The sequence below is a fragment of the Bacillus cereus group sp. BceL291 genome (assembly GCF_051776705.1).
Lineage (GTDB): Bacteria > Bacillota > Bacilli > Bacillales > Bacillaceae_G > Bacillus_A > Bacillus_A cereus.
In genome coordinates this window covers 35213-57091 of sequence record NZ_JBPWAP010000035.1, presented here as the reverse complement: position 1 = coordinate 57091, position 21879 = coordinate 35213, and the positions used below count along the sequence as shown (strand labels likewise).

Here is a 21879-nt window from a genome sequence, read left to right as displayed (position 1 = left end):
ATATCAATTAGCTGAAAATGATGGGACGCCGTATGACGGGAAACTGTCACGTACGGTGTTAGGTGGGGGAAAAGGTGGAGATGATATCAAAGCTTTACCTATCACGCACAAGTGTATCTACTTGCAGTTTTTCTTTTTTCTCTAGCATTATTTTATCTTTAAGAGGCACAACATACTTACGTATGGATTCGGCTAGTTCATAGCAATCTATCGCTGAATAATCAAAACGCTCGTATTTTTTGAACATATAATCGCGATAATTCTCTAGTTGAATATTTTTTGCTTTTTGATGGCGAATTTCAACTAATTGATTTAATATGTTTTGGAGTTCTTTTTCAACAGATAAAAATTGTTCAGAAATAATAGTTTTTGCCTTTTTACGGATGTCACGATTCGAATCTTGTAAATAGGATTGTAATTCTGTTATCGTTTTTTCTTCTCCGTCCCAAATGGCACTTAATCCTCCAGTGATTTCAAAGTACTCTGTGACTAATTTGTCTTCCTGTATTTCTAATTCAATATTTTCCTCACAAAATAACCTTTGAGCATTTTTTATTTTTGTATCTAATAAACCATATACGTTAGAATCTAATTCCATTCGAAAAGGTGACTCTAAATATTTATTATCCAATAAATTTTGGTACCGCTTTAAAAGTGGCTTTACAAATTGTTGATCATGTTCAAATGTATCCTTTATTTCTTCATCATCCGTATTACATTGAAAGGCGATGTAATGTAATCTTAATTGTTCTTCGATTTCCCAAATTACTTTTGACTGCTCTTTTAACCAATTTTCAAGGTCTAGTTTTGAAGAAATCATCTTATTTAATAAAGTCGAAAGAGTTTTTTCCAATTGTAGTACATTACTAATATCAATCGTATTTACACGTTGCATTATATATCCCTCACTTTTTATTTATTCATACTATACGGTCACTCGTTACGCAATATGAATGTAATAAGGCGACAGTTATACGTGCGCTTCATGAATTAGAAAAGCGTCATATTATATATTCTGTCCCTCAAAGTGGATATTACGTTGTTAAGAAATCTGGGAGTACCATAGAAAATAACGAGATAATTGATTTTGCTTCCTCAGCACCAGATCCAGATGTTTTCCCATATTTAGATTTTCAACATTGTATTAATAAGGCTATTGATACGTATAAAAATGATTTGTTTGTATATGGAACGCCGAAAGGGTTACCATCTTTAATACCAGTTATTCAAAAACAACTAGCAAATTATCAAGTCTTTACAAAAGAAGAAAATATTTTTATAACGTCAGGTGTTCAGCAGGCACTTGCTATATTAACTTCTATACCATTTCCGAATGGAAATGAAACTGTATTAATTGAACAACCAACATATCATCTATATATTGATTATCTAGAAATAAATAAAGTTCCTGTAATCGGTATTAAACGTACGAATGAAGGTATCGATTTGAATGAATTGGAGCAAATATTTCAAACCGGAAAAATAAAATTCTTCTATACGATACCGAGATATCATCATCCGCTTGGAACGTCTTATTCTAAAGATGAGAAAGAAAAAATCACACTATTGGCTAAGAAATACAATGTATTTATAGTGGAAGATGATTATTTAGCAGATTTAGAAACTGATTCAAAAGCAGATCCGTTATATAGCTTGGATAATTGTAGTCATGTCATATATTTGAAAAGTTATTCGAAGATTATTTTTCCAGGTTTACGGGTTGGAGTTGCGGTCATCCCACGATCCATTGCAAATGCTTTCTATACATACAAAAAAATACTAGATATTGATAGTCCGATGATTTCTCAAGCGGCTTTAGAAATTTATATAAAGAGTGGTATGTTTGAACGTCATAAAAGTAAAATTAATTCTTCCTACTACAATAGATCAATAAAACTAGCAGAAACATTAGAAAAAGTGCAAAATAAAAATTCATCATTATTTACATATAATAGACAAAACACACTTGGAATACACACGTGTTTAGAAATGCAGAAAAACATAGTTACAGAAACACTTATACAAAAATTAGGTGACATTCAAATAAGTGTCGATACTATTGATAAGAATTATATGAGGGATTTTCCTAAAGAAAAACTATTAAAATTAAATGTTTCGAATGTAAAAGAAGATAAGATTGAAGAAGGTATTCGTAAAGTAATTGAGGAAATCAAGCAATCAAGACAGTTGGATTTTCAGTTTAGAAAGGAATAATTTGAATTAGGAGGTTTGTTGTGAGATTGTTTTACAATTAGTTACTCCAGATGGAGAAGCCTATATGAGGAAATATGATAGGAAGCATATACCAGAGGTTATAAAGCTGAATAAAATGAAACGATTACGGAGAAAAGTAGCAGTTGTGGCCGGAGCAACTATATATGTAACTGAATAACTATATGTTTTTTAAGAGCACTCTTAGCAAAAAGTGCTCTTTTTCATTAATGTAAATATTTACTTAGCATCTTTTTAAAATGATTTTTATCATAATTTACATATTGCGTAGCTGTATTTCGTATTGAATCTCCCGCGTAAAATCTTTCGTATAATTCGTGTCTTGATCCTAATGGGCTTCCAATAATATCCCAGGCTAACTTAAATAATTTTGTGCGTTGTTCGGCATCTATATTTGTTCCTTTAAAGTGCTTTTTCAATAAATCATCTATTGGACTCTGGAAGTCATTCGAGCTCGAAGGAAGTTGAATGAAACCACCTGCTCCAATTAATTGTAAAATTTCTATTGCACAGGGATAATATTTGGAACCAAGATTCCTTGCAGTTTCGATATATTTAAATTTCGGCAAATAAGTTTTTGTTTCATTTGTAGTACCTTCAACTTCTGCAGCAATTAAAAGTGCGCGAATTGTTTCGATTTGCATAATTAATTCCCCAAGCTTCTCTTGAACATGCAAATAAGTAGTAGCACCGATTGCTTCAGCAATTTCACAAGCAATTGCAGTTATAAATTCTAGCTTTACTACTAATCGTACAATTGCTTGGTGATAAGCTAAACTACTAGAAGCTATATCTGACTTTATTGCCCATAACGCTTCAGGGTTGTTATATAGTAAGACACGTTCCCATGGTACAAATACATTATCAAAGATTAATAGTGCATCCATTTCATCGTACTGTGAGCTAAGAGGGGAATCAACTGTAATTGAATGTGTATTCGCAAATGGTTCTCTACAAACCATATGTAATCCAGGAGAATTGGCTGCCACAATGAGAAAGTGAGCTAAATCTTTTTGAGTATCAGTCAGTTTTGCTAATGGATAGATTAATAAATCATGTGAATAAGGAGAAGCAGTACCGATCATTTTAGCACCACTTAAATAAATTCCGTCAGAAGTTTTCTTCGTAACTCTTAGTAATCCTAAGTCATTTGTATTCAACATTGATTCTGTAGATCGATTTATTTGTGGATCACGTTGAACTACGCTTAAGAACAAGTGATTATCTCTCGCTTCTTCATAATAAGATGTAATTTTATCTGGAAACTGTACATCGAATTTTTTATAAAAATATTTTGATACGTACCAGCCGGTAAGTCTCGATCTTGCGTAATCAGATAGTCTACTCATTACACCGTCTGTAGCATAACTCCACGTTTCAAAAGCGGTTCTCCTCATTAATAATTCGTTATAGGAATTCGGAATTAAAAAGGCCGTATGGACAAATTCTTTCGTTTTTGGGCTAACATATCCAATAGAATCTCTTCGTATTGGATCATCAAACAATGAAAATAAATTAGAAATGGTACTTAATGTTCCTGCAAAATGTTTGTCTGTAGTTACATCTACTTTTTGTCCATAGAGCCAAACGTTACGACCATCTTGTAAGCTCTTTATATAGTAATCTTTCAAATTTTGCATATTTCCTCCTTCTAAAGACTATTCATATATTTGGACATCTTTTAATGGGGGGGAATATACGTGGAAAGTTATTACTGCCGAATCTGTAGCATTATACATTTTATGCACAGTATCTTTTTTTACTGTGAAAATATTTCCCTCTGTAAACTCTTCAATCCGCTCGCTATTATTTTCGTACGTTATATTTTGTAGCGTACCATTGACTATTAGTATACATCCTACAGATATTCCGTGATCGTGCACAAAAGTCTTTGCTTTGCTGGGGAAATTTAATACTAAAATCTCTACAAATTCAGACTGATAGATAACGTTCCGTCCGTATTCAAGATTAACTGGTGAAGTAATAAAAGGAGATATTTTATGAAGTGAAATATTTAATGATTGAATAGCGTGTATTAAATTGACCGTATCGTAGTTACATAGGTTATTAAACGTTTTTTGTATGTTATGAATCAATTGCATGTAAAACTTCCTCCTAAGCATGTACAGTAAAAGAAAACCTAATCTAATATTATATAGAGCGTATTGAATTACATAATATTGTATTGAAACATTTCCAAAAAGTTACTTCTTTTACTTAGGAAGTTCATTTAATTTGAAAATTCCGGTAATTAGTTCCGTTAAAATGATATGCTTGAACTATATATTTTTTATCCCGTTAAATCCCGACTGGTGAGGGCTGATAATCAGTGGAGGATGAACAACCCCCCCACTGATTAAAGTTTCACTTTATTGGAAAGGTGATGAAATAAATGGCAGTTCTTTTAGTGGAAAATCTATATCAAATGTCTATTGTTTTACTGATTTTATGTTCATTTTGTTTTTATAGATATTTAAAGAAAATAAAAAAGGAAAGAAAGCTTACAGGTTTTGAAATTACGATGTATATCGTTACGCAACTTGCGTATTTCATTTGGGCGGCAACAACTTTTCTTAAAATGTTATCAGAATAATAATGCTGTTAAACAATAGTGAAATAGAATAGGTTATCTATATTTTTCTAATAAAGAAAAAAGGGGGAGTATTTACAACTTCTACATTTAAAAGATTGGTTTTTAAGTGTTCTGATTTTGAATATTAAGTTTCCTTCTTTTTAATTAGAAATTATGAGCATCTTCTGATTTTAAAGACATCGATTATATTTGGATGAGATTACACATTCTTAATCTCTTATATTGTCTCTACCCCAATAATATACTTATTGAGAAGGGCAGAGATAAGTTTGTATTTAAGACTGATGGTTGGCTAGTTAGAATGACCGATTGAGATTCTTTTAGTTTACTCATTATAAGGAAAAGCTTTAAGATTCTGCATTAAATATATAATATTCGGATTCACTATGTTGGTTGTAATATGAGATTTTAATAAATCCTTGATAAAAGAGCACATTTTTATATGTGCTCCATCCCATTTAATTAGCATGTATATTCTGAATATATAAATTCAAGAAATTATATATTTTAAAGTGGCGTAAAGGGGTATTTGTATATGGTAAAATCTGTTTTAAATATGTCTTCAACTAATTGAGTAGTTTCGGCGTCATAAAAACTATCATATGTTGGGAGCCGTGGAAATAAGGGGTCTATTATGTTAGCGTCTGCGTAGTCCCCTTTAAAAATAGCATAGTCGTTCTGATGGTGCCATGATTTTTCCAATAAATCTAAAGGAGATTTTTTTAATCCATATTGATCTTCTAGTTTCGCGATTTCCTTAGAATAGTTTTCTAGGTAGATATAATTAGTTACAAAACGTTCTTCATCTTGTATATATTGTGGAGCATAGTGCGGGTTTATTATGTCTGAATTAGAATCAAAAGATTTTAAATAATATAGATAAAGTTTAAAGGAGATTTTCTTATTACAATTCTCATCCCTGTACAGAAATTGACGAATAGGTCTCCATTCCGGATGTTCTATATGGGGTGGTGAAAGGAGTGATAAGAAAGAACTGACAGCTCGTTTATAAGGGTTTCTAACAAGTTTGTACGCGTGTTTTTGTTTAAGCCTTAATTCTGTAGCTACTTGTATATAGTAAAAAAAAGAATTTTTGTATATATCATACTCGTAGTTATGAATAAACGGATCGTAATTAATCGCTTCTTCATATAATCCAATTTGATAAAAGAACCAATTTGCTAGTGAAGTGCAGCCACTTTTTTGGCTCCAGAATAAAATTAACGGAAATTCATCGTGGAAGTGTGGCATACGTCCATGTTTAATCATAAAGTTATAAATATCCGTCATTGTCATATACAACCACCCTCTGTTTTCTTTTATCATTATTTATTACTGTATGAAGTAGGCATTTAATATATGAAAATTGGCAATGATGCGGATTATACGTTTTTTTATTTAAACGTTAATTGAAAATAAAAAAAGAGTGTACAAATGAGGAGGTTCTGAGAAAAAAATAGGTTTTATTAGTGTTTAATTACTATATAGTGTAGCTCTGTATTGCGTAAGTGTATAAATATGAATATTCATAAATCCTTGTCACCTCCAGGGATATTGGGATTTTAATTCACATTTACATGAAAATGAATACACAGATTAAATAATTGTCACATACCTCACAAATGTTTCGTCACATTTATGATTACTAAATGAGGAGGAACATATATGAAAATATTTGTAGCAGGTGCAACTGGTGTAATAGGACGTTCTTTATTACCACTGTTAATAAAAAATGGGCACACGGTGTTTGCGATGATCCGTACTACTTCGCAAGTAGAAGCAATGAAAAAGGTTGGTGCCATACCAGTAATAGCTGATGTATTTAATAGAGAGGCTGTATTTTCTGTATTAGAAGAAACAAATCCCGATGTAGTTATTCATCAATTAACGTCATTGTCATCATGGAATTTTGAGGATAATGCAAAAATTAGAACAAAAGGCACTCGTAACCTTGTCGATGCAGCTAAAAATGTAGGGGTACAGAAAATAATCGCTCAAAGTATTTCATGGGCGTATGAACCAGGGGATACATTTGCGACTGAAAAAGATTCACTACATATTACTGCTTCCGCGCCTCGGCAAGTCACTGTTAATGGCATATTAAAATTAGAAGAAGCTGTTACTGAGTTACCTGAATCGGTTATACTTCGTTATGGCACATTATATGGACCAGGAACATGGTATGCGGAAAACGGATTAATAGCAAATCAAGTTCGTAATAATGAGATTATCGCATCAGACGGGATAAGCTCGTTTATACATGTCGAAGATGCTGCAAGAGCTACTATGCTAGCCCTTAATTGGCCTTCAGGAATCGTAAATATTGTAGATAATTATCCAGCAACTAGTAAAGAATGGTTACCAATATATGCAGCAGCGATAGGGGCACCTAAGCCTAAAGTTCAAGATGGGAAAAATAGTTGGGAAAGAGGAGCTTCCAATAATAAGGCACGTAAAGAGTATGGTTGGATACCTTTATTTCCATCATGGTCTGAAGGATTTAACAACTTAATAGGTAAGTAAAACACAACTTTAATGGGAATGATAGTAAAATACACCATTAAAGGATTGGGTTATTATGAATATAATTTGGGAAATTATTATATTAACTTTTACTGGAATAATTGTCTTGAAAATGACAGGTAGTGCATCTGTCAGCCAAATGACAAGAGCTGAAATCATTATAGTTGTATCAATCGGCCGTATTATTGTAGAACCTGTATTAAGTAGAAAAGTAGTCCCATCTATATTTGCGGCCATCATATTTGCAAGCATACTACTTATTATTCATTTCTTTGAATTGAAATCAAAGAAGGTGGAACAATTTCTAAATGGAAGTAGCATTATAATTGTTGAAAACGGAGAGATTGTAAAAGAGAATTTGATGCAGGCAAAAATGTCGGAGCAACAACTATATATGCAATTAAGAGAAAAAGGGATCCATGATGTAAAGAGTTTACAGCAAGTTACAGCGGAACCGAATGGGCGTATTGGTTATCGATTAATAAAAGAAGCAGAACCAATAACTTTAGAAATGTTAGAAAAAGTATTAGATAGGTACAATATAAAAAGATAATTTCTCGTGAGAAAAAGCCAATTTTTTAACGATAAAATGTAAGAGAGAACTATAATTAAAAGTTATTAAGAATTATTAAAGATGTTTATATATTGATTATGCACAAATAAAAAGGACAAGCATATAATAGAAGTACCTATTAACTTTAAGTAACCTTAACTTTCTTTAATAGGATATCTCAAAATCCCCAAAAAGAGCACTTGCGGAAACAAGTGCTCTTTTATTTGGAATTTTAAACCATAAATATTGAATAAAATGTTAAAATGAAAAGAGCAATTTTTGTAATTAAAACTGTAGTATATGAATGGAGTGTTATTGAATGCAAACAAGAAAAGCCTATCTATATGTATTTGACACGATGTCGGATTGGGAGTACGGACATTTAATTGCTGAACTTAATACAGGGAGATATTTTAAAAAAGATGTAGCGCCTTTTAAAGTAGTCACAGTTGGAATAAATAAAGAAATGGTTATTTCAATGGGGGGCTTGAATATACAGCCGGATATTTCCCTAGATGAATGTATCCTTGAGAGTAACGATCTATTAATTTTACCTGGAGGGAATACTTGGAGTGAAGAAATACATAAACCTATTTTGCAAAAAGTTGATGAGGCTTTAAAACTTGGTACAATTGTGGCTGCCATTTGCGGTGCAACTATAGGTCTTGCAAATTACGGTTACTTGGATTCTATAAATCACACAAGCAATAGTTTAGAGTATATGAAAATGGTTTGTCCTACTTATAAAGGAGAAAATTTTTATAAAGAGGGACCTGTATCATCCAGTGAAAACTTTATTACCGCATCGGGTGTAGCTCCTCTAGAATTTGCCATGGAGGTATTGAGAAAATTAGATGTATTTGCGCCGGATACACTTCATTCATGGTATAAACTGAATGAGACTCATGAAGCGGAATATTTCTTCCAGTTAATGAATTCAATTAATAGCTGATTAGTATTTCGAATGAAAATTATATTTTAGATGATACGAAAACTAATAACGAAATAATATTATGAAGATAAAAGGTAAGGGTGTTCCTATGAATATATGAGAAAATATCCTTACCTTTTATAGTATTATTTCTGAAAGGCAAAAGTAATAGAATTTGTTTTTAATTGAATGTGTCTTTCATTACGAACTATATTATAAGCTAATTCTTTTATTTCAACTTTTACTTCTTTCCATCCTTTATAAATGTTTTTTAATAGACGTATCAGTTCTTCGGTTGAGAGATTAATTTCAATTAAAGCTTCTAATTCTTCATTCGTTTTTAAATCAATTTCTTGTATGTTAGAGTTAATAATCAAACAATTAATACCGCCGTTTTTTGTCACTTTTTTCATAGAATGAAGTACGTTTTTAAAATCTTCTTCTGATTTGATATGTTCTAAACTGGATACTGCAACGATATAATCATAAGCGTTAGAGTCAATATGATAGTTTTCAATTGCTGCTTGTTCTGTTTTTATAACCTCGAATACATCATGTTCTTTGCTATAAGTTTGTAGCTTTGTTAAAGCGGAATTAAGTAACTCAACACATGTAACAGTGCTGCTAGTATTTCTTATCTTTTGTGCAATTGGAATGCTATTTCTACCGATGCCAGAGCCAAGATCAAGTACTTGCAAGTTGTTTTGTCCTTCAAAGTGACCCATCAAGTCCATAACTGTTTTAACCGGTTTGTACAGCCAAGAGCCAATTTCAAATAGTTTATATTGTTCATAGCAAAGGCCGTGATATTTCTTTTCTTCTTGTCTTATGTAATCGATACGGTTCACATTGTTTCAGCTCCAATATTTTTATTGCAAAATGAATAGGTGGGACAGCCTTTAACATTTGTTTGAATTCGAAAAATACCACCAGCATGTGGATACTCTTTTAATTCGTCATTAGTCATTCTTGTTCTGGCTGTTGTGATATATAAATCTGTTAAATTAGGTCCTCCAAATGTACATGATGTTACATATAAAGCTGGAATTGGAATGCTTAATATTTTTTCTCCAGTAGAGGGATTCCATCTAGTTATTTTTGAACCTCCCCAATGTGCAATCCATAAACAGCCGTCTTCGTCAATTGTCATACCATCAGGTAGACCATCATTTTCAGAGAAAATGATTACATCAATTGGATTATGAATGTCTCCAGTACGTATATTATATTGATAGCGAACCACTTTTTTAGTAGGTGTATCTATAAAGTAAAAGTATGTATGATCAGGTGACCAAGCAATTCCATTTGATGTATTTACATGTGAAACTTTTTTCTCTACACTTAAATTATGATGTAAACAATACAAGGAACCTGCAGTATTCATACCGTATGTATCTGTAGAACCTGCCCAGAAACGACCAGCTGGATCACATTTTCCATCATTGAAACGATTTTCTATTAAATGTGGTTCAGGGTCAAAAATATGTGTCAGTTTTTCGGTATTTATATTAATAGAATAAAAGCCTTTTTCCATAGCTAAGAGTAGTACATCCTCTAAATATGGAACAACACAGCCGATTTGTTGATTGAGTGAAATTACTCGGTTCGTATTAGCGGTAGGATTGTATATGCATAATTTTCTCTCCATAATATCAACCCAATATAAAAGTTGCTTTTTTTCATTCCAACATGGTCCTTCAGCTAAACTTGCTTTAGCATCTAAAACTAATTCTATATTACTGAACAAGATGTTCACCTCGCGTTATAAGATATTAATATAATTCGATAAGAATAGAGGTAAACCTTTTAGTCAAAGGATATTAAAATTTATGCTGTAGAAAAATGACCTTCTCACAAGTGATTAAAAAAGTGTATAAACAAGGAGAGGAAAATGCATATGATGTTTTATGAGATTGTTTGCTTTTCTTGTAAGAATATATTTCGTGTTTACGAAGGCAGTGAAAAATATAAGCGATTTAAAGAAAAACCAAAAGGGGTATATTGTTGTGATGAGTGTAGTCACAAAATTCAATTAGAAGCGATAAAGAATTTTTTTTAGGTAATTATATGTTTTTGATTCGGAAAAGTTTGACAATAAAAGTGTTATAAATTATCATATTAAAAAACTAATATTTAAAATGGCATGGAAGAGAAGAGTAGTTAAGAAAGAATACGTACAGAGAGCTCTGGTAGCTGAGAAAGAGCGGTATACATCTTAACGAAAAAAGACTTGGAGCTGCGCAAGGAACTAATTTATTTAGGGATGGTGCGACGGGTTCTCCCGTTATAGAGATAGGGTATAAGCATATTTTGCCGTACCTGAAGAGGTTAATATGGTGACATATTAACAAACTGAGGTGGTACCGCGAAGCTAACAACTCTCGTCCTCAAGATGAATAATCTTGGGGGTGGGAGTTTTTTTATTGCATAAAACTGAGAATACGAAAACAAAAAATAATTGAGGTGAGCAATAAATGCATTGGGCGTATGAAGTAGCACATGAATTAATTAGGAAACATCCAAATAAAGAAACGTTTGTTTGTGCATCTGGAATTAGTCCTTCAGGTTCTGTTCATATTGGGAACTTTCGTGAAATCGTAACGACTTATTTCGTAGTAAGAGCACTTCAAGGTTTAGGGAAAAAGACTCGTTTTATATTTTCGTGGGATGATTATGATCGATTTAGAAAAGTTCCAAAAAATATTGATCCATCTTTTGCAAAGTATATTGGTATGCCATACTGTGATATTCCAGATCCGTATGGATGTCATAACTCGTATGCGGAGCATTTTGAAAAAGAGTTTGAAACATCGCTTCAAGCATTTGGAATTGAAGTAGAATTTATTTATCAACATGATGAATATAGAAGTGGAAGGTATAACAAAAATATTTTAGAGGCTTTGTATAAACGAAAAGAAATATATGATATTTTAATGGATTTTAAAACTGGAGAGTGTAGTGAAGAAGAGCGAAACAATTTTTATCCAGCTACATTATATTGTGAGAGGTGTGGAAAAGATACAACAACTATTACACATTTTGATGAAGTATTAAAAACAGTCCGGTATGAATGTGAATGCGGAAATGAAAAAGAATTATCCGTATTAAATACAAATAAAATGAAACTAAACTGGAAAATCGATTGGCCGATGAGATGGATGATAGAGGATGTTATTTTTGAACCGGGTGGAAGAGATCACTCATCAGAAACGGGTAGTTATAATGTATCAAAAGAAATTGCAAGGAAAATATTCAATCGTGAAGCGCCTCATTACGTTGCTTACGATTTCATTGGTATTAAAGGGAATCATGAAAAAATGTCTAGTTCTTCAGGGAATAGCATTACACCAAGCGATTTATTGAAAGTGTATATACCAGAAGTAATTCTCTTTATGTTTGCCAAATACAAACCAGGCGCTGCTTTTCATATTGGGTTGGATGAAGATGTGATTCGTAATTATACAGAGTATGAACGATTGAAAGATAGCTATGAAAATAAAACGCTCAAAAATGAAGATTTATTTGATGCAATTAAACTCTCTAAAGTTGATAGGCAGTTTAAAGAATATCCGAGATTTAATCAAGTAGCAGGAACGTTACCGCTATTAAATTTTGATTCATCTATTTTACAAGATACATTAGAAAAAATAGATAGAAGTTATACATTAGATGCTATGATAGCGATATGTAACCGCGCAGAGTATTGGATAAAAAACTTTCAATCTGAAAAATTAATTGCGGTAAATCGAGAGAGAAATACAGAGTTTTACAACACATTAGATGAAAGACAGAAAGAATGGTTAGTAAAAGTTTGCAATATACTTCGTTCTAACAAAGATTACTCTAACTTAATAGAGCAATTTTATTCGATTTGCCATCATGACAATAAAAAAATAATGAAAGAAAATCAAAAACAATTATTTATTATTATTTATAAGCTCATTATGAATCAGTCTAGTGGCCCACGTATATCGTTATTAATACATGTGGTGGGCATCGAAAAATTCATCTCATTACTAGATTTCTAAAATAAAGCTAAAAGAAACGCAAGTACTTAGACCTCTAAGTACTTGCGTTTCAAATTTTGCTAGCGTGAATACATTTTTGGACATTCATCACCACTCGGTTCATAAAAACAATGGCTTTTAAACTGTCCTACAAATGGCTGATTATACCATTCAGGTGGACAAGCTCCAACTGGACGGAAATACCAAAGAGCCCATCGTGCAGGCCAGCGCCATTCACCTTGTAAAACTTTTCGTGCAATTTCTTTTTCTGATTCACGAGCGCGTTGATAAAAATATCCATATTGTACTGCTTCAAATCCGCCGGGGCTTTGATATACAGCGTCGCGTACGGTACGGAGTTGTTTAAAATCTAAGCAATCACAAAATACACGGTTTACTACAACGCATCCAACTAACTCCTCACCTTGGCGACCTTCGCCTTCAGCTTCAGCACGAATTAAACGAGCTAGTAAATCAACATCACTTTCGTTGTATGGAATAAGGGGCATAGTGATACCACCTTTCTGTTATAGTAAAGAGTGTATGTTATAAAACAATCTGCGTGCTTTTTTACATAAAAATAACATTTAATTTTAAGAGGAGCTTGTATAAAAAGAGCTAATTAGTAATAGTAGATAAATATAAAAGGGAGAGGTATTATGTATCGAATTCATAAAGACCATATCATTTACTCAATGTCACCAGAAAATAAACCTTGTATGGAAGTGGAAATCGGGAGCAGTCTTGTATTTGAAACATATGATTGCTTTGAAAATCAAATCGATTCTGAAGATGTTGTGTTTCAAGAATTAGATTGGAACCGAATTAATCCAGCGACTGGACCTGTATATGTTAAAGGAGCAGAACCTGGCGATATATTAGCCGTAACGATTGAAAAGATTAAAATTGCAGAGCAGGGCGTTTTAACTACAGGTGCAAACCTTGGTGTAATAGGGAATGAGTTAAATGAAAATACAGTGAAAATTGTCCCAATACATAATGAACATGTTTTGTTTTCAAGTGAACTACAAATCCCGATTAATCCAATGATTGGGGTAATTGGTATTGCACCGAAAGAAGAGAGCATTTCATGTGGCACACCGCATGATCACGGCGGGAATATGGACTGTAAAGAAATTAAAGAAGGAACAACATTACTACTACCAGTTAATGTCCCAGGAGCACTATTAGCGTTAGGTGATTTACACGCAGCAATGGGGGATGGTGAAATTGGGGTTAGTGGAGTAGAGGTTGCTGGTGAGGTAACTGTAACAGTTCAAATTATAAAAGGGAAAAAATGGCCACTACCAATGGCTATTCAAAAAGAAAAAGTAATGACGATTGCTTCAGAAAAATTGCTAGATGATGCAGCAAATCGTGCTGTACGTAATATGGTGACATTTTTACATGAAGAATTAGCAATGTCTAAAGCTGATGCAACGCTTTTATTATCGGCAGCAGGTAATTTAAAAGTTTGCCAAGTTGTGGATCCGTTGAAAACGGCGCGTATGGAATTAGGGATGGATTATGTGGAGAAACTAGGATTTACTTTTAGTAAATTTCATATTAAATAGATAAGGGACGAAAAAGGATACTTTTGTATAAAAGCATCCTTTTTTAATTTACGGATTTTGTGAAAAGAGGTAGTATTTATTTTATATAAGTATATTTGAGATTGTGGATTAAAAAGGAGTTCAATAATGGTCAAAATTATGATTGTAGAAGACGATATGAAAATTGCAGAACTATTATCGACACATGTTGGGAAATATGGTTATCAAGGAGTTATTGTATCGGACTTTCAAAATGTATTAAACATTTTTTTAGAAGAACAACCAGAGTTAGTTTTATTAGATATTAATTTACCGAGTTTTGATGGGTACTTTTGGTGTCGTCAAATTCGCGGAGTTTCTACATGTCCGATACTATTCATTTCGGCCCGTGAAGGCACGATGGATCAAGTTATGGCGTTAGAAAATGGTGGCGATGATTTTATTCCGAAGCCTTTTCATTATGAAGTTGTAGTGGCGAAAATTCGTAGTCATTTAAGACGTGCATATGGAGATTATGCACCGAAACTAGAAGAGCGAATGATTGAGCAACAAGGCCTTTGTTTATATCCTGAAAGACTTGTATTGAAACTTAGAAATGAAGAGATTGATATAACGAGAAACGAAGCTATTTTATTAGAGACATTAATGAAAAATTATCCGCGTGTTGTGAGTAGAGAAGTGTTACTTAATAAATTATGGGATAGTGAATCTTATGTTGATGATAATACATTAAGTGTAAATACAACACGTGTGCGTAAAAAGTTACAAACGTTACATATAGAAGGTGCGATTGAAACGATTCGTAGTGTTGGATATAGATTGCATATTACTTGGGATACTGGTATAGAAAAATGATAAGGTTGTTTATACGTGATCATATACCACTTATTTGCTTTACTATAATTCAACTACTAGCTATATTTCTCGTATATTGGTTTGATGGGCATAATCATATTACAACGGCGTTATATGCAATGTTTCTAGGGGCTTTCTTTATGGGAAGTTATTTAGTGTTTCGTTATTTTACACATCGTTCTTTTTATGAGCGCTTAGCAAACCCGATGCAATCTTTGGATGAATCTGTTCAAAAATCTGATTTTGCAGCTGTATCGGCTGCTCTTCAAGAACTACTTGAGGTGCAATATCGACATTATCAAAATCAGCTGCAAATGCAAGAGAGAAAAAATAATGACCATTTAACCTTTATGAATCAGTGGATTCATCAAATGAAAACACCTTTATCTGTAATAGAATTAATTACACAGGATGAAGTAGATTCACGTTTTGAAAGTATAAATGAGGAAACTGATCGATTAAAAAAGGGATTAGAAATGGCTCTGTATGTCGCACGTTTAGAAGCATTTACACAAGATTTTTATGTAGAAAGAGTACAACTACATAAAATAGTGAATGATTCGGTACATGAGCATAAACGGTTCTTTATCCGGAATTTTGTATATCCAGAGCTTGAAATTGATAAGGACATTACTGTAGAAAGTGATGCGAAATGGTTACAATTTTTAATTGGGCAAATACTATCGAATGCGATTAAATATTCATCAGGTAGTAGAGAAAAGATTAAAGTGAAAGCTTGTAAGGAAGGTAATACCGTTATACTTGAAATTGCTGATAATGGCGTAGGTATACCGAAGCAAGATTTACCAAGAGTCTTCAAACCTTTCTTTACAGGAGAAAACGGTAGAGATTTTAAAGAATCAACAGGAATGGGGCTATATCTCGTATATGAAATTACGAAGCAATTAGGACATAGTGTAGCAATCCATTCAGAAGTTGATAAAGGTACGGTAGTACGAGTAATGTTTTTTAATGTGTAAAAAGTGATCAAGGCTAAAGAACGTTGGAGATAAGTTTTTTAGCCTTGTTTTGTATTTTTAAAAAAGTTTTCATATGAATAAATGATACAAATTAGTAAAAATTAAAGATATGAGCACATGAAATTGTAAAAATAAACTTGAAGAAAAATAATTGCTTTTGAAGTACAAATAATAATATTTACGCATACAGTATTATCATGGTACAATATGGTTATTAATGACAGAAAGGAATGATGGGTGGACGATGATTAACTAATCTTATTTTTAAATGTTGAAATTCAATAAATTTCAATTTCTAAAAAATAGGATTAGTCTGCCCAATTTCCATAGAACGGTATTGCTATTTATGTTATGTAATAGCTTATTTGGGTGTAAATATTTTAACGACTAATCCTGCCAAATTTATTTGGGAGGATTTTTTTATTCTCCCTTAATGAAAGGGATCGGTATTATGAAAGAACTATTAAAATTAAATGATGTTTATGTTGAAATAAAAGAAAATATGTTGTTAGAGAAAATGAATGTGACAGTAAAACAAGGGGATGTTATCGGATTAATTGGTAAAAACGGTGCTGGTAAATCAACGTTACTTCAATTAATAAATGGAAAGATTGAGCCTTCAAAAGGGATTGTTGAATGGCAGCAAATGAATATGACAACCGCATATGTTGAGCAAGAAATAGAATCTTTTATTAGTAATGATGTAATTGCAAAAGAAGCAGAACTTCTTGCGAAATGGGGCGTGCCAACGAACGATTTTCATACTTTAAGTGGTGGTGAAAAGCTGAAAATTCGATTAGCAAAAGGATTTGCTGAAAATCCTAATGTCTTAATATTAGACGAACCGACAAATCATTTAGATGAGATCAGTACGGGATTTCTCATTAAACAAATAAAAAACATGAAAGGTACAGTTATCGTTGTATCGCATGATCGATATTTTTTAGATGTTGTCGCAACAAAAATATGGTCAATTGAGGACAAAAAATTAATTGAGCATAGTGGTAATTATACGAGCTACATGAAAGCACGTGAGCAAAAAAGAAAGTCGCAGCAGCGTGAATATGAAAAACAACAAAAAAAGATAGAACAAGTAGAAACACATATAAAAGAATTGAGTTCATGGTCACAAAAGGCACACGCGCAGTCTACAAAACAAGAAGGTGTGAAAGAATTCTATCGTGTAAAAGCGAAGCGAATGGATGCACAAGTGAAGTCAAAACGAAAACGACTTGAAAAAGAGCTGGAGAAAACGAAAGTAGAACGTGTGAAAGAAGAGTATTCAGTTGAGTTTTCTATTCAAGCGAACAAAAAAGTAGGAAAACGCTTTTTAGAAGTAAAGCAATTAAAAAAAGACTTTCATGGGAAAGTATTATTTGAAAACGTTAATTTTACAATTCAGCACGGTGAGAAAGTTGCGATTGTTGGACCAAACGGTAGTGGGAAAACAACATTACTGAAGATGATTATGGGAACGGAAACTGCTGAAGGAGAAATATGGATTTCACCTTCAGCAAACATCGGCTATTTAACACAAGAAGTTTTTGATTTACCGCTTGATAAAACACCAGAAAATTTATTTTTTAAAGAGACGTTTGAAGAAAGAGGAAAAGTCCAAAATTTAATGAAACATTTAGGATTCCAAGCGTCTCAATGGAAAGAGCCGATTGAGCATATGAGTATGGGAGAAAGAGTAAAGTGTAAGCTAATGGCTTATATTTTAGATGAAAAAGATGTACTCATTTTAGACGAACCGACGAATCACTTGGATCTACCTTCACGTGAACAACTTGAAAATACATTAGCTGAGTATAACGGAACATTAGTAATTGTATCTCACGATCGATATTTTCTGGAGAAAACAACTAACACAAAACTCGTGTTTTCAAACAATACGATACAAAAGCAGCTAGAAGAACCTACTAAAACAAGAGATGATATTGAAGAGCTACGTTTAACGTTAGAAACAGAGAGACAAGAAGTATTAGGAAAATTAAGCTTTTTAACTTCTAAAGACAAAGAATATAAAGCACTGGATGAACGGTTTATGGAACTTACGAAGCAGATTAAGGAGCTATAACGTAAATAAGGGGGATTAACATGGGAGAAGAGAGATTCACTAAGTTATTTAAAATAGATTGTGGAGATATATACTTGCAAGAGTTTACGGTCAAAGATGCAGAGAGTATTTATAAAATAGCAAATCAACCGGAAATAGCAAAATTTTTACCAGACTGGAAATCAACGAAAGAACAAAGGGTGGATTGGATTGCAGATTATGAAATACCAGCAAACAAAGCATTTCTTGATGCAGTGAAAACTACGAATAACATAGATAATCATATGTTAAAGCTAGGAATATTTAAGAAAGCTACAAATGAACTCATTGGATGGTGCTGCACAGGTATGAAAGAAGAACTCCCTTCACCAAACAGAGAGATAATGTATGCTATCTCAAATGAATATCAAAATCATGGCTATGCTACAAAAGCGACTAAAGGTTTAATTGACTATTTGTTTAAAGAAACAAATTTAAATGTCCTTAACGCAATTGCTTTAATTAACAATGTAGCATCAAATAAAGTTATTGAAAAATGCGGGTTTATTTATAAGAGCCAACAGAGGATAGAAAATCAAATATATAATCATTATATATTGAGAAAATCTGAGTGGATAAAAATATAACGTTTGGTAGTAAAAGACCGATAGCAATCGGTCTTTTCTCATTTATATAATAAAGATTTATTATACATTATATTTCCTACTACTATACAATTATTATAAGATAGTTATGCGTTAATTTTAGTTTGAAATAATTATGTTGTCATTTTTTTTAGAAATCTTACAAGCGTGTAAGGTAAATGAAAGATGAATCAATATGAGCTGTAAGACAATTCATTTACACTTTATAGTGAGCAGTGGAAATGAAGGGAGAATATACATGGAAATTTTACATGCAAAAAGTATTAGTAAAGTATATAAAGGGAAAGTACCTTATAAAGCATTAGTAGATATTGATTTATCAATTCAAGAAGGTGAATTTGTAGGAATTATGGGTCCATCAGGTAGCGGAAAAACAACGTTATTGAATATGGTATCTACTATTGATTCTCCATCATCGGGAGAAATATTTATTAATGGCACAAATCCTTTTCAATTATCATCAGAAGAATTAGCGTTATTCCGCAGAAAACAATTAGGATTTGTTTTTCAATCATTTAATCTTCTTAGCACACTTACTGTAAAAGAAAACATCGTATTGCCGATGACTTTAGATGGTGTTTCCGTTCAAGAAATGAACAAGCGATTGGAAGAGATTGCAGAGAAGCTAAATATTACAGATATATTGAATAAAAGAACGTTTGAAATATCAGGGGGACAAGCTCAAAGAACAGCAATCGCTCGTGCAATTGTTCATAAGCCGCAATTATTACTTGCAGATGAACCAACAGGGAACTTGGACTCTAAATCTTCAAATGATGTAATGGAGATGCTGGATACTCTAAATAAAGAAGAAAAAGCAACGATGATGTTAGTTACACATGATCCGTATGCAGCGAGCTTTTGCAGCCGAGTAATCTTTATTAAAGATGGTCAACTATATAACGAAATTTATTGTGGTGAAAGTAGGCAAACTTTTTATCAAAAGATTATGGATGTCCTTTCTTTGTTAGGAGGGAAAAGGCATGACTTTTCGTCAGTTCGCATTTAATAATATTTTTCGCAATAAGCGTACATATGCTGCCCATTTTTTAAGTAGTGCATTTTCTATTATGATTTTCTTTACGTATGCTCTTTTATTATTTCATCCTGATTTACAAGGTGAGTTGAAATCGACAAGTGCAACAATAAGTGCATTTGGTACATTGGGATTTTCAGTTTCGCAAGGATTGATTTTTGTATTTTCATTTTTCTTCATTTTATATTCAGTTAGTTCGTTTTTAAAAACGCGTAAGAAAGAATTTGGCATTTTAATGATGCAAGGTATGTCAATGAGACAGCTTAAGAAATTATTATTAATTGAAAATATGTTGATTGGACTTGGTTCAATTTGTATAGGGATTTTCATTGGACTCATATTTTCTAAACTAGTCTTATTGATAAGTGCAAGTGTATTAATGATTAATAATGGTTTACCTTTTTATATACCAGTGCGGGCTGTATTATTAACTGTTATCACATTTCTTTTCTTGTTTTTAATTGTTTCATTATTTACATTTAAAATGATAAAAGTAACGGAACTTGTGGAACTTATTCGAGCAGAGGAAAAGCCAAAACCTGAACCGAAATCTTCAGTTTTATTATCGCTACTTTCTTTAATTAGTATAGGGTATGGATATTTTTCAGTATTTCGCTTCATACCAAGTACCAATTTTATTACGCTTGGAATAGGTGTGCTCCTAGTAATTATAGGAACGTACTTTTTATATACACAGTGTAGCGTGTATATATTGCGCCTTGCTAAAAGGAGAGAATCTTTCTTTTTAAAGAGAACAAATATATTAACATTTTCTGAATTAATTTACCGTATGAAAGATAATGCAACGATGTTTTTTATAGTATCTATTGTTTCAGCAGTTGCATTTACAGCAATTGGTACAACAGCCGCAATTGGAAATAGGGATTTAGTAAGGATGACAAATCCCTATACATTTTTGTATGGAAGTCTTGAAAATGACAAAGTATTGAATAAAAATCTTTCTATTATAAAAAAGCACCTTTCTGATGCTAATATTCCGTATCGAATGGCTTCATCTTCATATATATACACAGAAAATGGCGTAAATGTAATGAAGTTAAGTGAATACAACGATCTTGCTAAAGCACTAGGCTATCAACAAGAAAAAATTGAAAAAGAAGATGAAATTTTATTAATTCCTGGAGTCGTATCACAAAAACAAGAATTTAAAAATGGCGAGTATAAAAAGAATATAGAAGTCATTCAAGGTGACTGGACAAAGACATTTCATGTGAAAAAAGCTGTAGAAAATTTAGTTTTACCACACGATTCTAGAACTATTTATATCGCTGTTCAAGATCAGGTATATGATGGAATGCCTCTTACTAGTGACCCAGTTAATAAAGAAATTCCATATCGTACTTACGGATTTGTTGTAGATGATTGGATAAAAACGAAAGAGATTTCCAATCAATTAAAGAGTATATTCGATAAAGATCTTAGGGACAGAGATTTCTACTTTGAAGCTTTAACATTAAACTTGTTGGAAGCAAAGCAAAAGAATGGTTTATTACTTATGGTAAGTATTTTAGTCGGAATCGTCTTCTTTACATTCGCTGCTAGTTTTATTTATTTCCGATTATATACAGATTTGGATCGCGATCAGCAGCAATATAAAATGATTTCGAAAATGGGATTAAGTAAAGGTGAGTTAAAAAAAGTTGTAACGAGACAGTTATTATTAATGTTCTTTTTACCAATTGTCGTTGCAGTGATTCATACTGTAGTCGCTTATATAGCATTACAGCAATTAGTCGATTTTTCTATCATAAATAGCTCTATCGTTATTTTAATTTCATTTATATGTATACAAGTTTTATATTTCTTTATAACCCGTTGGCGTTATCTGCAAAAGCTTTATAAGGTTATGGAGCAATAGAATTTATTAGCTTGTAAGACTACAATAAAGTATG

Annotated in this window: 19 protein-coding genes, 2 pseudogenes and 1 other annotated feature; of the genes and pseudogenes, 14 read left to right on the top strand and 7 right to left on the bottom strand. The window is 32.3% G+C overall.

Annotated elements, in window-relative coordinates; genetic code table 11:
* Positions 1-109 precede the first annotated feature (109 nt).
* Positions 110-895, bottom strand: a pseudogene (locus ACS2CR_RS20855) (M3 family oligoendopeptidase); the annotation flags it as partial.
* A 29-nt stretch (positions 896-924) separates the two neighbouring features.
* Here ACS2CR_RS20855 and ACS2CR_RS20850 point away from each other — a divergent pair.
* Positions 925-2214, top strand: a pseudogene (locus ACS2CR_RS20850) (PLP-dependent aminotransferase family protein); the annotation flags it as partial.
* A 224-nt stretch (positions 2215-2438) separates the two neighbouring features.
* Here the strand turns inward: ACS2CR_RS20850 and ACS2CR_RS20845 are convergent.
* Positions 2439-3872: a 4-hydroxyphenylacetate 3-hydroxylase family protein gene (locus tag ACS2CR_RS20845; RefSeq protein ID WP_153602631.1), complete on the bottom strand. Its 1434-nt coding sequence runs from the start codon at positions 3870-3872 to the stop codon at positions 2439-2441.
* Positions 3873-3890: 18 nt separating this feature from the next.
* Complete coding sequence (locus ACS2CR_RS20840) at positions 3891-4334, bottom strand: cysteine dioxygenase (protein WP_001176004.1); 444 nt, start codon at positions 4332-4334, stop codon at positions 3891-3893.
* Positions 4335-4624: 290 nt separating this feature from the next.
* Here ACS2CR_RS20840 and ACS2CR_RS20835 point away from each other — a divergent pair, with 290 nt between their 5' ends.
* The gene (locus ACS2CR_RS20835) at positions 4625-4825 is read left to right on the top strand and encodes a hypothetical protein (RefSeq protein WP_000279694.1); all 201 of its coding nucleotides are present in this window, start codon (positions 4625-4627) and stop codon (positions 4823-4825) included.
* 507 nt (positions 4826-5332) lie between these two features.
* On the opposite strand, the gene ACS2CR_RS20830 is transcribed toward ACS2CR_RS20835, so the two are convergent.
* Positions 5333-6121, bottom strand: a complete 789-nt coding sequence (locus ACS2CR_RS20830) for a sulfotransferase family 2 domain-containing protein (RefSeq protein ID WP_016110052.1) — start codon at positions 6119-6121, stop codon at positions 5333-5335.
* Between the two features lie 369 nt (positions 6122-6490).
* Here ACS2CR_RS20830 and ACS2CR_RS20825 point away from each other — a divergent pair, with 369 nt between their 5' ends.
* The 3 genes from ACS2CR_RS20825 (at position 6491) to ACS2CR_RS20815 (ending at position 8853) form a co-directional block, all read left to right on the top strand.
* A complete protein-coding gene (locus tag ACS2CR_RS20825) occupies positions 6491-7348 on the top strand; it encodes an NAD-dependent epimerase/dehydratase family protein (protein ID WP_016110053.1) in 858 nt (285 codons plus the stop codon).
* Positions 7349-7403: 55 nt separating this feature from the next.
* Positions 7404-7901, top strand: coding sequence for a DUF421 domain-containing protein (locus ACS2CR_RS20820; protein ID WP_016110054.1), 498 nt, complete (start codon positions 7404-7406; stop codon positions 7899-7901).
* Positions 7902-8220: 319 nt separating this feature from the next.
* Positions 8221-8853: a type 1 glutamine amidotransferase family protein gene (locus ACS2CR_RS20815; protein ID WP_001194775.1), complete on the top strand. Its 633-nt coding sequence runs from the start codon at positions 8221-8223 to the stop codon at positions 8851-8853.
* Between the two features lie 125 nt (positions 8854-8978).
* Here the strand turns inward: ACS2CR_RS20815 and ACS2CR_RS20810 are convergent, their stop codons facing one another.
* On the bottom strand, positions 8979-9680 hold the full coding sequence (locus ACS2CR_RS20810; RefSeq protein ID WP_053512859.1) for a class I SAM-dependent methyltransferase: 702 nt from the start codon (positions 9678-9680) through the stop codon (positions 8979-8981).
* Complete coding sequence (locus ACS2CR_RS20805) at positions 9677-10579, bottom strand: SMP-30/gluconolactonase/LRE family protein (protein WP_053512858.1); 903 nt, start codon at positions 10577-10579, stop codon at positions 9677-9679. The genes ACS2CR_RS20810 and ACS2CR_RS20805 overlap by 4 nt, the downstream gene beginning before the upstream one ends.
* A 144-nt stretch (positions 10580-10723) precedes the next feature.
* On the opposite strand from ACS2CR_RS20805, the gene ACS2CR_RS20800 reads away from it, so the two are divergent.
* Positions 10724-10891 carry a DUF2197 domain-containing protein gene (locus tag ACS2CR_RS20800; RefSeq protein ID WP_000551045.1) on the top strand — a complete coding sequence of 56 codons (168 nt, stop codon included), beginning with the start codon at positions 10724-10726 and terminating at the stop codon, positions 10889-10891.
* Positions 10892-10967: 76 nt separating this feature from the next.
* Positions 10968-11224 (top strand) — a binding site (T-box leader).
* Between the two features lie 82 nt (positions 11225-11306).
* On the top strand, positions 11307-12860 hold the full coding sequence (lysS, locus tag ACS2CR_RS20795; RefSeq protein WP_053512857.1) for a lysine--tRNA ligase: 1554 nt from the start codon (positions 11307-11309) through the stop codon (positions 12858-12860).
* Positions 12861-12919: 59 nt separating this feature from the next.
* Here lysS and ACS2CR_RS20790 read toward each other — a convergent pair whose 3' ends face one another.
* Positions 12920-13348, bottom strand: a complete 429-nt coding sequence (locus tag ACS2CR_RS20790) for a cell wall hydrolase (RefSeq protein ID WP_001128398.1) — start codon at positions 13346-13348, stop codon at positions 12920-12922.
* A 150-nt stretch (positions 13349-13498) separates the two neighbouring features.
* Here ACS2CR_RS20790 and ACS2CR_RS20785 point away from each other — a divergent pair, with 150 nt between their 5' ends.
* The 7 genes from ACS2CR_RS20785 to ACS2CR_RS20755 all read left to right on the top strand — a co-directional run bounded on the left by ACS2CR_RS20785 (position 13499) and on the right by ACS2CR_RS20755 (position 21845).
* Complete coding sequence (locus ACS2CR_RS20785; protein ID WP_000285663.1) at positions 13499-14413, top strand: acetamidase/formamidase family protein; 915 nt, start codon at positions 13499-13501, stop codon at positions 14411-14413.
* A 126-nt stretch (positions 14414-14539) separates the two neighbouring features.
* Positions 14540-15247 (top strand): response regulator transcription factor, encoded by a 708-nt coding sequence (locus ACS2CR_RS20780; protein WP_000239000.1) that lies wholly within the window; start codon positions 14540-14542, stop codon positions 15245-15247.
* Positions 15244-16227, top strand: a complete 984-nt coding sequence (locus ACS2CR_RS20775) for a sensor histidine kinase (protein ID WP_002101031.1) — start codon at positions 15244-15246, stop codon at positions 16225-16227. The genes ACS2CR_RS20780 and ACS2CR_RS20775 overlap by 4 nt, the downstream gene beginning before the upstream one ends.
* A 451-nt stretch (positions 16228-16678) precedes the next feature.
* Positions 16679-18307, top strand: a complete 1629-nt coding sequence (gene abc-f / locus ACS2CR_RS20770; RefSeq protein ID WP_016110058.1) for a ribosomal protection-like ABC-F family protein — start codon at positions 16679-16681, stop codon at positions 18305-18307.
* A gap of 20 nt (positions 18308-18327) precedes the next feature.
* On the top strand, positions 18328-18912 hold the full coding sequence (locus ACS2CR_RS20765; protein ID WP_000503527.1) for a GNAT family N-acetyltransferase: 585 nt from the start codon (positions 18328-18330) through the stop codon (positions 18910-18912).
* Between the two features lie 256 nt (positions 18913-19168).
* The gene (locus tag ACS2CR_RS20760; protein ID WP_000404276.1) at positions 19169-19939 is read left to right on the top strand and encodes an ABC transporter ATP-binding protein; all 771 of its coding nucleotides are present in this window, start codon (positions 19169-19171) and stop codon (positions 19937-19939) included.
* The gene (locus ACS2CR_RS20755; RefSeq protein ID WP_000144153.1) at positions 19914-21845 is read left to right on the top strand and encodes an ABC transporter permease; all 1932 of its coding nucleotides are present in this window, start codon (positions 19914-19916) and stop codon (positions 21843-21845) included. The genes ACS2CR_RS20760 and ACS2CR_RS20755 overlap by 26 nt, the downstream gene beginning before the upstream one ends.
* Positions 21846-21879 lie beyond the last annotated feature (34 nt).